The following is a 15,651-nucleotide window of genomic DNA, read 5'->3' on the forward strand; positions in this document are numbered from 1 at the left end:
GGGCCTGGCCGGACCTGGCAAAAGAAAATGCACCTGTTCGCACCGGTTTTGACGGCCTAGGCTGATGCTTCCACCAATTGGGCAAGAGTTGTCATGAGCACGAAAACAAGTCCCGAGCGCTTTACCTTCACGCAGCTTTCCCCGGCAGGCGGCGCGCAGGACGACGGGCCCCTGATCATCGACGGGCTTTCCCAGACGCCCAAGCGTCTGCCCAGTAAATATTTTTACGACGAGCTCGGTTCGGACCTTTTCGAGCAGATTTGCGAGTTGCCGGAATACTACCCGACGCGGACCGAGGAAGGGATACTGGCCGCGCACGCGGGCGATATCGCCGCAACGACCGGCGCCTGCGAGATCATCGAGCTGGGCAGCGGCAGTTCCAGGAAGACGCCGATGCTTCTCGGCGCCTACGAACGCCACGGCCATCCGCTCGATTACGTGCCGATCGACGTGAACGGCGATATGGTGCGCGCCAGCGCAGCACCATTGCTGGAACGGTTCGACGGACTCAGGGTTCGGGGCATCGGGGGCACCTACGAGCAGGCGCTGGCGGAAATCCGCACTGCCGGCCCCGATGGAGACGATGCCCGACCGGCGCAGCGGATGGTCGTGTTTCTGGGATCGACGATCGGTAATTTCCTGCCGGCACAGATCGGCGGTTTTCTCGACCGGCTTCATCGCGCGCTCGATCCCGGCGATTTTTTCCTGGTCGGAACCGACCTTCAAAAGGATCCGGCCATTCTGGAAGCCGCCTATAACGACAGCGACGGCGTGACCGCGGAATTCAACCTCAATATGCTCCGTCACCTGAACCGTCGTTTCCGCGGTGACTTCGTCTTGTCGAAATTCCGGCATTTCGCCTATTACAATCGCGAGCTGGACCAGATCGAAATGCATCTCGAAAGCGAGACCGACCAGCTCGTCAGCCTCTCGGCCCTCAATTTCGATTTCCGGCTGGGCGCCGGCGAAAAAATCCGGACCGAAGTGTCGCGGAAATTCAACGTCGGGCAATTGTCCGGGACGATGGCCGCTCACGGCTTCCAACAGATCACGAGCTGGACGGATGATAATAACTGGTTCGCCGTCACGCTGAGCCAGCGGGTTTAACGCAACCAGAACCGCCTCAAGGCACACCCCCGCCCTTGCGAGCATCGGCCCCATGACCCTTCGAATGAACTTTTATTCAGGCGCGCGGATCGACCGGGCTTCCCATATCCGCGCCGATGTGGCCTGGATTCGCGACCGGCTGCTCCACCCGGAGACTCGTCTGGTGCCAGTCTGGCAATCGCAGAACCTGATTCGCCGTGGAGAGAGGCCGAGCGCCGGAATGCCGCGCGTCGCCGATCTCCCCGATATCGCCGACAGGCTCGGGGACGGGTCGCAACTGGCGCTGCTGGGCCTGGTGGAGGGCGTTCCGTATTTCGCGTTTAGCGTGCGCGATGACGATGAGGAGCTGTCCAGCCGGTTTGCGCCCCATGGCGAATTCATGGGGCTGCGCACGGTCGGCTCGGTGCTGGACGATCACGAGGCCGCGTTGCTGGCCTATGCGCGGGGGCTGATGCACTGGCACAGCCGGTCGGGGTTCTGTTCCGTTTGCGGCCATCCGACACGTTCGGTCGCGGCCGGCCACCTCAGGGTATGCACGAATGAGCGCTGCGGCGCCGAGCACCATCCGAGGACCGATCCGGCCGTGATCATGCTGGTATCGAATGGCGACCAGTGCCTGCTGGGCCGCCAGGCATCCTGGCCCCGGGGCATGCATTCGACGCTGGCGGGATTCGTCGAACCCGGCGAGAGCCTCGAGGAGGCAGTGGTCCGGGAGGTGTTCGAGGAATCCGGGATCCGGGTGCGCAACATCCGCTACCATTCGAGTCAGCCCTGGCCGTTTCCGGCCTCGATCATGATCGGCTTTTACGCGGAAGCGGATAGCACCGAAATCGCGCCCGTCGCCGACGAGCTCGAGGCGGTCGGCTGGTACAGCCGCCAGTGGCTGAAGCAGGCCCATGACGAGTTGGAATTCCGCCTGCCACCGGCACTGTCGATCGCGCGCCGACTGGCGGATGACTGGATCGGAGAGAATATCTAGCGACCGCGCCCCTGATAACGGAACGGGTTGGCTGGATACGTCCCCAGCACCTTCACCTCGGCCGAATAGAAATTCAGCTCTTCCAGCGCCAGTTGCACGTTGCGCGCGCGCGGATCACCTTCGATATCGGCGTAAAACATGGTGGAGGTGAATCCGCCATCCAGCATGTAGCTTTCAAGCTTGGTCATGTTGACGCCATTCGTGGCGAAGCCGCCCATGGCCTTGTAAAGAGCCGCCGGGACGTTGCGCACACGAAAAACGAAGCTGGTCAGCACGTGCTCTGTCCCGGGCGGGATCTCCACCGCCTCGGTCCCCAGAATCAGGAACCGCGTGGTGTTGTGGTCGGCGTCCTCGATATCGGAGGCAAGAATATCGAGACCATAGATTTCGGCCGACAGGGCGGATGCGATGGCACCTATGGCAGGGTCGCCGCGTTCGGCGATTTCCGCCGCCGCCCCTGCGGTATCCGCGTGGGCGCGCGCCCGGAGGTCGTGCCGGCGGAGAAATTTGTGGCATTGCGAGAGCGCCTGGACGTGGCTGTGCACCTCGCGGAGACCCTCCACCGTCGCCCCTTTCACACCCAGAAGCTGGTGATTGACCCGATGAAAATGCTCCCCCCGGATGATGAGGGCGGTATGGGGCAGGATCATGTGGATTTCCGCCACCCGGCCGGCCACCGAGTTCTCGATCGGGATCATGGCGAGCACCGCCCTGCCGTTCTCCACCGCTTCAAACGCGGCCTCGAAGGTCGGACAGGGCAGCGGCGTCATCCCGGGATAGGCCTCGCGGCAGGCCAGATGGGAGTACGCCCCCGGCACCCCCTGAAAGGCGATCGTATTTTGCGGAGAGGGAGGGTCGGTATCCGTCATCAGGCGGCCTGGCCGTGGTTTTTTCCGGTGTTGCGGCGGGTCGAAGGGCCGCGATCGCGGTCCGAAATCAGGCTGGCCGGGCGAGACTGGCGCGCGCCCGCTCAAGGTCGGCCGGAGTATCGACACCCAATGGAACAGTGTCAACGTGCGCGGCATTGATGGTCATGCCGTCCTCGAGGGCGCGAAGCTGTTCCAGTTTCTCGGATTTTTCACGCTCACTCGGCGGCAGGCCGACGAAGCGGATCAGGGCCGGTCGGCGGTAGGCGTAAAGCCCGATATGATGGAAGGCGGGTGTCTCGGGAACCCTTGGCAACCGGCGCACGAAATCTGTCGCCCGGCCCAGGCCGGCCGCGTCCATCTTCGGCACCAGCGCCTTGACGACGTGGGGCGTCTCGCCTTCGCCGGGGCCGAGATCGGCCACCACCGTTGCCATATCGGCCGCCTTCGGTGTCTCGGGCGACCATCCGGGCTGGCCCTCTGCCGGGGGATCGAGGGCATCAAGGGCCGCGCGGATCACAGCGGGATCCAGGGTTGGCAGGTCACCCTGCACGTTGACGATGGCGGGGTAGCGCGCATGGCGGTCCAGTACCGTCAGCGCCTCGTAGATCCGGTCGCTGCCGGACGGGTGATCGGGCGCGGTCAGGACCGCCTGTCCGCCCGCCGCCATAACGGCCTCGACGATCTCCGCCTCGGCCGCGGCCACCACAACCGGGCCGACCCCCGCTTCCACCGCCCGGCGCCAGACGTGGACGATCATCGGCAGGCCCGCGATATCGGCGAGCGGCTTGCCCGGCAGCCGGGTCGAGGCCAGACGCGCGGGAATGAGCACGATCGCCCGCCCCTCGCCGGGCGGTCTCGCGGCTGGCGTCACCGTTTCGGCCATGCGCCCTTCCTTCCGGCCCCGGCCGGGGCCTGCGCCACCCGCGGACTGGGGTCGCGAAAGATCAGAAAATCAAGACCTTATACGAATTGGACAGAGCCGGGTGAAGTGGCTAATCTCCGCCCCAATTTCGGGGTTCGATATCAGGTCTCAGCGGAAGTCACGGCATGAATTCTTTCGAAATCAACAAAATCGTGGGAGCGGTGCTGGTCACGGCGCTAGCCATCAAGACTTTTGATGTGGTGGTCGACCATTTCGCCCACCCCGAACCGCTCGAAGAGAAGGCCTTTGCCGTCGCCGTGCCCGAGGACGGAGTCCCGCGGGCGACCACCGAGCTGACCGAGGCCGCGGAGATCAAACCGGTGGCGCCGCTGCTGGCCAGCGCGTCGGTGGAGAACGGCGAACAGGTTTTCCGCAAATGCGCCATCTGCCACACCCTGGACAAGGGGGGCGCCAACAAGCGCGGCCCCAATCTTTACGGCGTGGTGGGCGGTCCGAAAGCCCATATTCCGGGCTTTAACTACTCCCAGGCCATGGTCGAAGCCGGCGGCACCTGGGATTACGAGGCGCTGAACAAATATCTGGAAAAGCCGCGCGATTATATACCCGGTAACCAGATGGCTTTCGCCGGGCTCAAGAGTGTCGAGGACCGCGCTGCGGTGATTGCCCTCCTCCGCTCCAAAAGCGACAACCCGCCCCCGCTGCCCGAATAGGGGGAGCGAGGCGACCCACCGCCGTGCCGAAAGCGGGCCGGCAGAACAGGGGAAGATGACCGCCGTACCCTTGGACGTGCCGCAGGGCACGGTGGAGTTCGCCCACGAACTCGCTGATGCGAGCGGCGAAATCCTGCGCCGCTACTTCCGCGGCCGGTTCGAGACCACGCGCAAAAGCGACGAGAGCCCCGTTACGGAGGCCGACCGCCTGGCGGAACAGGCGATCCGCCGGCAGATATCCGAGACCTTTCCCGATCACGGGATCATTGGCGAGGAGTTCGGGGCCGAGCGTGAGGAAGCCAACTTCGTCTGGGTCATCGATCCGATCGACGGGACCAAGAGCTTCGTCACCGGCAAGCCGCTCTTCGGCACGCTGATCGCGCTGCTGAACCGGGGGGCGCCGGTCCTGGGCGTGATCGATCAGCCAATTCTGCGCGAGCGCTGGGTTGGCGTGGCGGGGCGCGAAACCCTGTTCAATGACCGCCCGATTCGAACCCGTCCCTGTTCCGTGCTTTCGGAGGCCATGCTTTACGCGACCTCCCCCCATATGTTCAAAGGCACGGCGGCGGCGGCATTCGACCGTGTCCGCGAGCGGGTCGCCTGGCCTAATTATGGCGCCGATTGTTACGCCTACGGGCTCGTCGCCTCGGGCTTCGCCGACCTTGTGGTCGAGGCCGATCTGAAACTTTTCGACTTCGCCGCTCTCGTCCCGGTCATTACCGGCGCGGGCGGCGTGATGTGCGACTGGTCGGGCGACCCGCTGTCACCCGCCTCTGCGGGCGAGGTGATCGCCGCCGGCGATGCGGCCCTCATCCCCCAGATCCTGCCCCTTCTGCGGGGCTGCTGACTTCCCGCCACGAACACCACCCTTGTCAGCCCATTAATTTGACGATTTTCCGGATGCCCGGAACGACACCCCTTGCCCGGGCGAAGCGAGCAGATAGACTTCGGCCCGGCCCTGCGCCCGTTCCCATTCATCCTTTTGCTGGACCCGGCATGCGCTTCCTTACCCCCGTTCCACTTTTGATCTTGCTCATTTTAGGCTGCGATCCGGCGCCCCCCGCCCTCGCCCAGGAGGAAGTCCCGGCCCGGCACGGCATCGCGATGCATGGGACGACGAAATACGGACCCGACTTCACCCATTTCGATTACGTCAATCCGGATGCGCCCAAGGGCGGGACAGCGCGCATGGCGGCAATCGGCACCTTTGACAGCCTCAATCCGTTTATCCTGAAAGGCACGGCGGCGGCCGGGATCGGCGCCATACACGATACGCTGATGGCCAACTCGGGCGACGAGGCCTTTTCCGAATACGGCCTGATCGCCAAATCGATCGAGGTCCCGGCGGACCGGTCCTGGGTCATCTTCAACCTGCACGAGGAGGCGCGGTTCTCCGACGACTCGGCCATCACCGCCGATGACGTGATTTTCAGTTTCGATACGCTCAGCCACAAGGGACACCCGTTCTACCGCGCCTATTACGGCAGCGTTGCCGAGGCCGAAAAACTGGGGCCGCACCGGGTACGGTTTTCCTTCAAGCCCGGCGAAAATCGCGAACTGCCGCTGATCCTGGGCCAGTTGCCGGTTCTCTCGAAGGCGTACTGGACGGCGGCCGATTTCGAGAAGACCACGCTGGAACCACCCGTCGGCAGCGGCCCCTATACCGTCGCCGAGCTGGACCCGGGACGCAGCATCACCTATCGCCGCAACCCCGAATACTGGGCCCGGTCCCTGCCGGTGCGCCGGGGCACCAACAATTTCGATGTCATCCGTTATGACTATTACCGCGACAACACAGTGGCGCTGGAGGCATTCAAGGCGGGCGAATACGATTTCCGCCGCGAAAACTCCTCCAAGAACTGGGCCACGGCCTACGATTTTCCGGCCGTCGAAGACGGGCGCGTGAAGGTCGAGGAGATCCCCAACGACGTGCCGACCGGCATGCAGGGCTTCGCTTTCAATATCCGGCGGTCGATGTTCATGGATCGCGGCGTACGCTGGGCACTCGCCCATGCCTTCGACTTCGAGTGGTCGAACAAGAATCTCTTCTACGGGGCCTATGAGCGGACCAAGAGCTATTTCTCGAATTCCGAGTTGGCCTCGCGCGGGCTTCCTCTGGGGCGCGAGCTGGAAATTCTGAACCGGTATCGCGGCCTCGTTCCGGAAGAGGTCTTCACTCAACCCTACGAGCCGCCGAGCACGAAAGACCGGCGGCTTCGTGACAATCTGCGCGAGGCGCTCCGCCTGCTGGAACAGGCGGGCTGGATGGTCCGAAATGGACAGCTGACGAATCTGGAGACCGGCGAACCGATGGAATTCGAGATTCTGTTGGTCAGTCCCGATTTCGAGCGGGTGGCCCTGCCATTCGCCAAAAACCTCGAACGGCTGGGAATCAAGGCGAATGTCCGCACCGTGGATACCGCGCAGTACCAGAACCGGCTCGATAATTTCGATTTCGACATGGTCGTCGCGGGTATCGGGCAGTCCCTGTCGCCGGGGAACGAGCAGCGCGATTTCTGGGGCTCGGAAAGTGCCAATACGCCGGGCGGCCGCAACCTGATCGGCATCGTCGACCCGGTGGTGGACGAGCTGGTGGAGCTGGTGATCGCCGCGCCCGATCGTGAAAGCCTCGTGGCCCGGACGCGCGCCTTGGACCGGGTCCTGCTTTGGGGTCATTACGTCATCCCCCACTGGCACATCCGCCATTTCCGGGTCGCGTACTGGGACAAGTTCGATCGCCCCGCCATCACGCCCGAATACGATCTCGCCTTCGATACCTGGTGGGTCGACCCGGCCCGCACCGAGCCCTGAGGCGCCTGCCGCCGTGCCCGCCTATATCCTTCGCCGGCTGCTGCTGATCGTTCCGACCCTTTTCGGAATCATGGTGGTCAATTTCATCGTGGTCCAGGCCGCGCCCGGCGGGCCGGTCGAACAGGCCATTGCCGAACTGCGCGGGGTCGCTGTGGGGGCGACCGCGCGGATCGGCGGGGCGGATAGCGGCGAAATGCGGCAGCGCGACGCCAGCGACGGCGGCAGCTCCAGCTATCGCGGCGCCCAGGGTATCGATCCCGCGTTTCTGCGTGAACTCGAGGCGCAATACGGTTTCGACAAGCCGGCGGGCGAGCGGTTCTGGCAGATGATGGGCAATTATCTGCGCTTCGATTTCGGCGAGAGCTTCTTTCGCGACCAGAGTGTCATCGATCTCGTCCTCGACAAGCTGCCGGTGTCCATTTCGCTCGGCCTCTGGTCGACGCTCATCATCTATCTCATTTCCATTCCCCTTGGCATCACCAAGGCGATCCGCGACGGCAGCCGCTTCGATGTCTGGACGAGCGCTATTGTGATCGTGGGCTACGCCATCCCCGGGTTTCTTTTTGCCATTCTGCTCGTCGTGCTGTTCGCTGGCGGCAGCTTTCTCGACTTCTTCCCGCTGCGCGGCCTGACCTCGGAAAACTGGGACGACCTCGGCCTCTTTGCCAAGATCGCGGATTATTTCTGGCACCTCACCCTGCCGGTGCTGGCGATGGTAATCGGCGGTTTTGCCGGGCTGACCATGCTGACCAAGAATTCCTTTCTGGAAGAGATCAACAAGCAATACGTGACGACCGCCCGCGCAAAAGGGCTTGGGGAGGGCGCGGTCCTTTACCATCACGTGTTTCGCAATGCGATGCTGATCGTGATTGCGGGATTCCCGGGCGCCTTCCTTTCGATTCTTTTTACCTCCTCCCTTCTGATCGAGGTGATTTTCTCGCTCGACGGACTTGGTCTGTTGGGCTTCGAATCCGCCATAAATCGCGACTACCCCGTGATGTTCGGAAGCCTCTATTTCTTCACTCTCATCGGCCTTTTACTGAAGCTGGTGAGCGATCTCATGTATGTGCTGGTGGATCCACGCATCGACTTCGAATCGCGAGGCGTGTGACGTGGCGACAAGGGCAATAGGAATGTCGCGCTGGCGCCCGTCACCCCTGACACGCCGGCGCCTCGATGCGTTCCGGCGCAACCGCCGGGGCTATTACTCGCTATGGATTTTTCTGGTGCTGTTCGGACTGAGCCTGTTTGCCGAGTTTCTGGCGAACGACCGGCCCATCCTCGTCCGGTTCGACGGTGCCTTCTACATGCCGGTCGTGACCGATTATCCCGAGACCGCCTTCGGCGGCGATTTTCCGACTGCGGCCGACTACCGTGACCCGTACGTGCGGGACCTCATCACGGAAAAGGGCTGGATGGTCTGGCCACTAATTCCCTACAGCTACGATACGATCAACCGCGCACTCGACCGCCCGGCTCCGGCCCCGCCTTCGCCCGACAACTGGCTTGGCACCGACGATCAGGGGCGCGATGTCCTGGCGCGGCTGATCTACGGCTTTCGCATCTCGGTGCTGTTCGGCCTCACCCTGACCATATTGAGTTCGATCATCGGCGTGGCTGCCGGCGCGGTGCAGGGCTATTTCGGTGGTTGGACGGACCTGATGTTCCAGCGCTTCATCGAGATCTGGAGCGGCCTGCCAACGCTTTATCTGCTGATCATTCTCGCAAGCGTCGTGCAGCCAAATTTCTGGTGGCTGCTGGGGCTCATGCTGCTTTTCAGCTGGATGGGGCTGGTCGATGTCGTGCGCGCGGAATTTCTCCGGGCGCGGAACTTCGATTATGTGCGCGCGGCGCGCGCGCTTGGCCTGTCGAACATCGCCGTGATGTGGCGCCACGTATTGCCCAACGCCATGGTGGCGACACTTACCTTTTTGCCCTTCATCCTGAACGGATCGATTACCACACTGACCTCGCTTGATTTTCTCGGGTTTGGCCTGCCGCCGGGCTCGGCCTCGCTGGGCGAACTGCTGGCCCAGGGCAAGGCCAATCTGCAAGCGCCGTGGCTCGGCATGACCGCATTCCTCGTTTTGGCCGTGATGTTGAGCCTTCTGATTTTCATTGGCGAAGCGGTGCGCGACGCGTTTGATCCGCGCAAGGCATTGCCCGAGGCACGGCGATGACGGCGTCACCAGAGGAGACGCTGGTGCGGGTGGAGAATCTGTCCGTCGCCTTCAGCCTGGGCCGGGATGAGACGGCACTGGCGGTCCGGGGCGTTGATTTCGACATCCGGCGGGGCGAGACCCTGGCCCTGGTGGGCGAAAGCGGCTCGGGCAAGACGGTGACCGCGCTTTCGCTTCTCCAGCTTCTGCCTTACCCGGCGGCGAGCCATCCGAGCGGCCGCATCCGCTTTGAAGGCGAGGACCTTCTCGGCGCCAGCGCCGAAACGCTCCGCCGGGTGCGCGGCAACCGGATTTCGATGATCTTCCAGGAGCCCATGACCTCGCTCAACCCGCTGCACACGATCGAGCGCCAGATCGGCGAAACCCTCAGCCTGCACAAGGGGCTGAAAGGGGGCGCCGTACGGGCCCGCACCCTCGAACTGCTGGAGCTCGTCGGGCTGGCGGACGGGGAAAGCCGTCTCAATGCCTTTCCGCATCAGCTTTCCGGCGGGCAACGTCAGCGGGTGATGATCGCAATGGCGCTGGCAAACGAGCCTGACCTGCTGATTGCGGATGAGCCGACCACCGCGCTCGACGTGACCATTCAGGCGCAGATTCTGGCACTTCTGAAGGATTTGCAGGGACGTTTCGGCATGGCGGTCCTGCTGATCACCCATGACCTCGGGATCGTGCGTCACATGGCCCACCGCCTTGCCGTCATGCGCGCGGGCGAGATCGTCGAAACCGGCCCGGCCGAGGCAATTTTCGCCAAGCCCGGCCACCCCTATACGCGCGCACTGATGGCGGCCGAGCAGCGCGATACCCCGACACCCCGGTCGCTCGATACCGAGGTCGTGCTCGATTCGGAAGACCTGAAAGTGTGGTTTCCCGTCCGGCAGGGGCTGCTCCGGCGCACGAAGGATCATATCAAGGCGGTGGACGGGCTGAGCCTGTCCCTCAGGCGCGGCCGGACGCTTGGTGTCGTGGGCGAAAGCGGCTCGGGCAAAACCACCCTCGGCCTCGCCCTCCTGCGACTGACCCAGAGCACCGGGGCGATCCGTTTTCAGGGTGAGCGGATCGACGGCCGGGACTGGCGCCAGCTGCGCCATTTGCGCCGGCGGATGCAGATGGTTTTCCAGGACCCGTTCAGCTCCCTCAGCCCGCGGTATTCGGTGCGCCAGATCATCGAGGAGGGGCTGAAGCTGCATCGCATCGGGGCCGATGCCGGCGCCCGGACGCGGCTTATCGAGGAAGTGCTCGAGGAGGTCGGCCTCGACCGCACCACGATCGACCGCTACCCCCACGAATTTTCGGGCGGGCAGCGCCAGCGCATCGCCATCGCCCGAGCCCTTGTCCTGAGGCCCGATCTCCTGGTCCTGGACGAGCCCACCTCAGCCCTCGATATGTCCGTCCAGGCCCAGGTAATCGACCTTCTGCGCAGGCTTCAGGCCCGGCACAACCTGGCCTATCTGTTCATCAGCCACGACCTCAGGGTGGTCCGGGCTCTGGCCGACGACATCCTCGTGATGCAGAACGGCCGGGTGGTCGAGGCAGGCCGGGCGGACCGCATTTTCGAGGCACCCCAGGCGCCCTATACCCGGGCGCTTTTCGCCGCCGCCCTCGATCACCGCGCTGTGGCCGGCGGCATCGTCGCCACCTGAGCTCGCGCGCCCACGCCCAGCCCCCGGTTTAATCAAACAATATCAATGTTTTATCTTGGTCCGGGCGGTGTCCGCGACCCGTGGTCCAGCGTCGTCCCGCATCCGGGCCGACTCGCTTCCCGAATCGTCTTGCTATTGCAAATCATTCGCAATAAGGTGCCGCCTGATTGCGAATGATTATGACTTTCGTTCGCAGAAAACAATACCGGTTGCGTGGCGGGCGCCGACGGCCCCGCCCAGGGATCCAGCCGGGCCCGAATCTGCAGAACAAAGGGGGAGCACTTCCATGAATGACATCAACCGAAAGGCGCGCATGTTCCGGACGGTGGCCGCCGGTGCCGTATTGGCGGCGCCGATCCTGGCCCTGTCCGGCGCCGCCGCCAGCGCCCAGTCGCCCACCCCGCAGGAGATGTGGGACGCGCTGCAGCGCCAGCAGGAGAAGATCGACGCCCTCGAGCAGCGCCTCGAGGAAACCGATACCAGGGTGGAGGCCTCGGCCGACGCGATCGAGGCGGCCGGGACCGGCGGCGAGGGCTGGTGGAACCGGACGTCACTCGGCGGCTATGGCGAGCTTCATTACAATGGGGGCGACAAGGACGAACTCGATTTCCATCGGTTCGTTCTGTTCATCAATCACCAGTTCAGCGACCGCACCCGACTTTTCTCGGAGCTGGAGCTGGAGCATTCCCTTGCCGGGGACGGGGCGCCGGGCGAGGTAGAGCTCGAACAGGCCTTCATCGAGCACGATTTCAGTCAGTCCACGACCGGACGGGCGGGCCTGTTCCTCATCCCCGTGGGCATTCTGAACGAGACCCACGAGCCGCCGACCTTTTACGGCGTCGAGCGCAATCGCGTCGAAAGCAACATCATCCCGACCACCTGGTGGGAAGGTGGCGCCGGCTTCGATTACACGACGCAGAACGGCCTGCGCTTCGACGCGCTCGTGCATGGCGGGCTGGACGTGCCAATCACCGGCTCCAACGCCTTCCGTGTCCGCAGCGGACGACAGAAAGTCGCCGAATCGACGTTGCGCAGTCCCGCCCTGACGGGCCGCATCCGCTATACCGGCCTGCCGGGTATCGAACTGGCCACCACCTTCCAGCATCAGTTCGATGTGACCCAGGGCGATGCGGGCGACCCTGATACGGACGCGACCCTGTGGGAAGCGCATGTCGATGCCGAACGCCAGATCGCGCAGCAGGTCAGCCTGGGACTCCGGGCGCTCTATGCGCGCTGGGACCTCAAAGGCTTCGCGGCAGAGGCCGTCGGGCGGGACAAGCAATACGGCTGGTATGTCGAGCCATCCTTCAAGGTCGCCACCGGTATCGGCGGGCTCGGCTTTTTCGCGCGCTACAGCGAGGATGACAACAACGCCGGCAATTCGATCGACACCAAGACAAGCCAGGTCACTGTCGGGATGAACTACTGGCTTCACCCCAATGTGGTCCTGAAATGGGATTTCGATTTTCAGGACACGCCTGCGGGGGTGGCCGATGACGATCGGCTCAATCTGGGGATCGGCTTCCAGTTCTAACGTGCGTCTCCCTTGGTGCGTCTCCCTTGGCGCGTCTCCTGCCGGGCACGGGACTTGACCTTTTCAAAGCGCTCATGTCCCGTGCTCGGACCCTTTTTCCAAGCTTGGGGGGATTCCGGAACCCAATGCCTTCGCGGTTGCCACTTCATCTGGCCGTCCTGCTGACGGCGCTTTACCTCGCCGCCCCGGTGGCGGCGGAAGATGTCTATCTTGCGCCCGATGCCTTTCTGGACAGCGTGTTTTCGGGCAGCCCCCCGCGAGCGGAAACCATCTGGCTGACGGGCGCGCGGCGCGACGCGGCGGCGCGCATCCTCAATCGTCGGCCGGCGGCCCTCCGGGTCCGCTACTGGCGGGACGGGCCGCGCACCGCGTGGATCCTGGAGGAGATCGGAAAGACCCTGCCGATCACGGCGGGATTCGTCGTCGAGGAAGGGCCGGAGGGCGGTGAGCTGGCCAGGCTGGACGTGCTGATTTACCGGGAAAGCCACGGCTGGGAAGTGCGCCACGATTTCTTCACGGAACAGTTTGAACGGGCCCGCCTGACGGAGAAGCTTACGCTTACCCGTGCGGTCGATGGAATCTCGGGCGCGACGCTCTCGGTCAGCGCCATGAAGGCCATGGCCCAGCTCGCGCTGTATCTCCACGGCGAGGTAATGACTGAAGCCGGGGAGAGGACGCGATGAGCCGGCCGTCGTCCCGCAAAACCAACGGCGATCGCAGTTCCTGGCTGCGCTGGCACCGCCGTGTCGGGCTCGCGGCGGCGCTTGTCATCGTCATCGTGGCGATCACGGGTGTCCTGCTCAACCACGTCGAGGAATTCGGCCTGCGCGAGACCACAACCACCCTTCCGTTTCTGACCCGGCATTACGCTCCCTCGAGCGACGTCGCCATGACCGGGACCGCACTCAACGGCACCTGGCTGGTGGCGGCCGAGGGACGGCTGTTTCTCGATGGTCGTGGTGTGGCCGAGATCGGCGAGGGATTTCGCGGCGCGGTCGTGCTCGACGACATAATTGCCGTGGCAAGCGCCTCGGATATCGTTCTTCTCACCCATGACGGATTCCTGATCGAACGGCTCGGCCAGGCCAGCCTGCCCGGCGCCGTCGAACGAATCGGCCTGGTCGACGGACAAGTCGCGGTCGCGACCGCGCGCGGTTCGTTTGCGGCCGATGACGAGTTTCTGGCCTGGCGGCCGCTCACAGGTGGCTCCGCGGGAGACACCGCGCCGACAGCGGTGGTCTGGGCCCTGCCCGGCACGGTACCGGACAATATCCGGACCGAGGTGCTGGGGGCGCTCGGCCGGGCCGGCGTATCGCTGGAGCGACTGGTGCTCGATCTGCACACGGGGCGAATTCTGGGAAGCTGGGGGGTCTATCTGGTAGACCTTGCGGCGCTCAGCCTGATCTTCCTTGTCGTGACCGGTATTTTCCGCCGCCGCCCGCGGAACGGCGGCCGAAAGGATGGATCATGGTCATGACGTCCTCGGACAGAAGCGTCGGACGACGGCGGGTCCTGACGGTTCTGGCAGGGCTCCCCGTCATGGCGGCTGGCCTGGCGGCCGCGGCCCGGCAGACGAATGCAGGGGCGCCGGCCATCGCCCGCTGGACGGGAAGCGCGCTCGGCGCGGATGCAGGCCTGCAGGTCGCGCATCCGGATGCGCGCGTGGCGGCGCAACTCGTCGCATCCTGCCGGCAAGAGATCGAACGGATCGAACGGCTGTTCAGCCTGTACCGGCCGGACTCGGCTCTGGCACGCCTCAACCGCACCGGAACGCTCAACCGGCCGCCGGCCGATTTCCGCCTGCTGCTGGATTATTGCCGGCAAATCTTCGAAAGCACGGCAGGCGCCTTCGATCCTACCGTTCAGCCCTTGTGGGAAGCTTGCCGCGATCATTTCTCAGCCGGCACCGCGGACGAAGCGGCCCTCGACGAGCGTCTTGCCAGGGCGCGGAGGCTGACAGGGTTTCAGCATGTGCAGGCAGATGATCGCGCCATCCGCTTCGCCCGGGACGGCATGGCGGTGACGCTGAACGGAATTGCACAAGGCTTCCTGACGGACCGGATCGCCGCCCTGCTCCGCCGGCACGGTGTGAACAGCGCGCTCGTCGAGACCGGCGAAACCTACGGCTTGGGCCAGCGGCCCGATGGCAGTGGCCCCTGGCGGATCGGCCTGGCGGCGCCGGGGTATCGCAGCCTGTCGCGGATCGTAAGCCTGTCGGACCGCGCCGTCGCGACCTCGGCCCCCGATGCCGCCCGGTTCGACAGGGAGGGCCGGTATCACCATCTGTTCGACCCTGCCACGGGCCGGCCCAGCCAGCGCTATCGGAGCGCGTCGGTCATCGCCCCCACCGCCTGGCTGGCCGACGGGTTTTCCACCGCATTCAGCACAATGAGCCGGGCCGAAATCGAGGCCGCTCTCGCGCGCCACCCCGGCACGGGCGCCCTTTTAATCGACCGCAAGGGCCGGCAGCAGATTCTGGGCGATATGCCGATATAGGGCCGAATTAATCGCCGGTCGCGCCGCCCGCCCTTCGGCCGGCAACGGAATCGGCCAGTTCGGCCAGAAAGACGGATCCGGTAACCGTCCGATGGACGATGATGGAACGCTTGTCGCGCGTATCGGTGCGCCGCCGGACGAAGCCGAGACCTTCCAGCCGGTCCAGCGCGCGGGTCACCGCCGGCTTGCCGATACCGAGCCTGGCCGCGAGCCCGCGGACCGTGGGCAGGCCGCCCTCGAGATAGACCGCCAGCATGACTGCCGTCTGACGCAGGGTCAGGTCGGGCCCGTCGAGGCGGAGGATTTCCTCGACCGCCGCCTGCCAGGTCCGAAGCGCGGCAGGGCCCGATTTTTCCACCATGAACGGCCCTCGCTCGCCCTGCCGGGCCGCCCGTGCCGGCCCGGTCATTTCGCACCCGAAACAATGTAGGAAATTTTCACC

At 64.5% G+C, this 15,651-nt stretch carries 15 protein-coding genes; 12 read left to right on the plus strand and 3 right to left on the minus strand.

Features of this window, described 5'->3' with window-relative positions:
• Positions 1-93: 93 nt before the first annotated feature.
• Together egtD and nudC are read left to right on the plus strand one after the other, a co-directional pair.
• Positions 94-1,107, plus strand: a complete 1,014-nt coding sequence (gene egtD / locus RLQ26_06755; GenBank protein MEQ9088423.1) for an L-histidine N(alpha)-methyltransferase — start codon at positions 94-96, stop codon at positions 1,105-1,107.
• A gap of 52 nt (positions 1,108-1,159) precedes the next feature.
• On the plus strand, positions 1,160-2,086 hold the full coding sequence (nudC, locus tag RLQ26_06760; protein MEQ9088424.1) for an NAD(+) diphosphatase: 927 nt from the start codon (positions 1,160-1,162) through the stop codon (positions 2,084-2,086).
• Here nudC and RLQ26_06765 read toward each other — a convergent pair.
• A complete protein-coding gene (locus RLQ26_06765) occupies positions 2,083-2,955 on the minus strand; it encodes a prephenate dehydratase (GenBank protein ID MEQ9088425.1) in 873 nt (290 codons plus the stop codon). The two genes, nudC and RLQ26_06765, sit on opposite strands and share 4 nt — an antisense overlap.
• A gap of 67 nt (positions 2,956-3,022) precedes the next feature.
• Positions 3,023-3,838 carry a 3-deoxy-manno-octulosonate cytidylyltransferase gene (locus RLQ26_06770; protein MEQ9088426.1) on the minus strand — a complete coding sequence of 272 codons (816 nt, stop codon included), beginning with the start codon at positions 3,836-3,838 and terminating at the stop codon, positions 3,023-3,025.
• Positions 3,839-4,002: 164 nt separating this feature from the next.
• Between RLQ26_06770 and RLQ26_06775 the strand changes: the two genes are divergently transcribed.
• The 10 genes from RLQ26_06775 (at position 4,003) to RLQ26_06820 (ending at position 15,209) form a co-directional block, all read left to right on the plus strand.
• Entirely contained in the window at positions 4,003-4,548 is a 546-nt protein-coding gene (locus RLQ26_06775; protein ID MEQ9088427.1) for a cytochrome c family protein, read from the plus strand.
• A gap of 55 nt (positions 4,549-4,603) precedes the next feature.
• Positions 4,604-5,395: a histidinol-phosphatase gene (hisN, locus tag RLQ26_06780; protein ID MEQ9088428.1), complete on the plus strand. Its 792-nt coding sequence runs from the start codon at positions 4,604-4,606 to the stop codon at positions 5,393-5,395.
• A 149-nt stretch (positions 5,396-5,544) separates the two neighbouring features.
• Complete coding sequence (locus RLQ26_06785) at positions 5,545-7,359, plus strand: extracellular solute-binding protein (GenBank protein ID MEQ9088429.1); 1,815 nt, start codon at positions 5,545-5,547, stop codon at positions 7,357-7,359.
• Between the two features lie 13 nt (positions 7,360-7,372).
• Positions 7,373-8,470 (plus strand): microcin C ABC transporter permease YejB, encoded by a 1,098-nt coding sequence (locus RLQ26_06790; protein ID MEQ9088430.1) that lies wholly within the window; start codon positions 7,373-7,375, stop codon positions 8,468-8,470.
• 22 nt (positions 8,471-8,492) lie between these two features.
• Positions 8,493-9,539, plus strand: a complete 1,047-nt coding sequence (locus tag RLQ26_06795) for an ABC transporter permease (GenBank protein MEQ9088431.1) — start codon at positions 8,493-8,495, stop codon at positions 9,537-9,539.
• Positions 9,536-11,179 carry an ABC transporter ATP-binding protein gene (locus tag RLQ26_06800; protein ID MEQ9088432.1) on the plus strand — a complete coding sequence of 548 codons (1,644 nt, stop codon included), beginning with the start codon at positions 9,536-9,538 and terminating at the stop codon, positions 11,177-11,179. Before RLQ26_06795 ends, RLQ26_06800 begins: the two co-directional genes overlap by 4 nt.
• A 286-nt stretch (positions 11,180-11,465) precedes the next feature.
• Positions 11,466-12,713 carry a porin gene (locus RLQ26_06805; protein MEQ9088433.1) on the plus strand — a complete coding sequence of 416 codons (1,248 nt, stop codon included), beginning with the start codon at positions 11,466-11,468 and terminating at the stop codon, positions 12,711-12,713.
• A gap of 125 nt (positions 12,714-12,838) precedes the next feature.
• Positions 12,839-13,396, plus strand: coding sequence for an FMN-binding protein (locus tag RLQ26_06810; GenBank protein ID MEQ9088434.1), 558 nt, complete (start codon positions 12,839-12,841; stop codon positions 13,394-13,396).
• Positions 13,393-14,190: a PepSY domain-containing protein gene (locus RLQ26_06815; GenBank protein ID MEQ9088435.1), complete on the plus strand. Its 798-nt coding sequence runs from the start codon at positions 13,393-13,395 to the stop codon at positions 14,188-14,190. Before RLQ26_06810 ends, RLQ26_06815 begins: the two co-directional genes overlap by 4 nt.
• Complete coding sequence (locus RLQ26_06820; GenBank protein MEQ9088436.1) at positions 14,187-15,209, plus strand: FAD:protein FMN transferase; 1,023 nt, start codon at positions 14,187-14,189, stop codon at positions 15,207-15,209. Before RLQ26_06815 ends, RLQ26_06820 begins: the two co-directional genes overlap by 4 nt.
• Before the next feature lie 7 nt (positions 15,210-15,216).
• Here RLQ26_06820 and RLQ26_06825 read toward each other — a convergent pair whose 3' ends face one another.
• Positions 15,217-15,618, minus strand: a complete 402-nt coding sequence (locus RLQ26_06825) for a helix-turn-helix domain-containing protein (protein MEQ9088437.1) — start codon at positions 15,616-15,618, stop codon at positions 15,217-15,219.
• Between the last annotated feature and the right edge of the window lie 33 nt (positions 15,619-15,651).

It is taken from the genome of Alphaproteobacteria bacterium (genome assembly GCA_040220875.1).
GTDB lineage: Bacteria > Pseudomonadota > Alphaproteobacteria > JAVJVX01 > JAVJVX01 > JAVJVX01.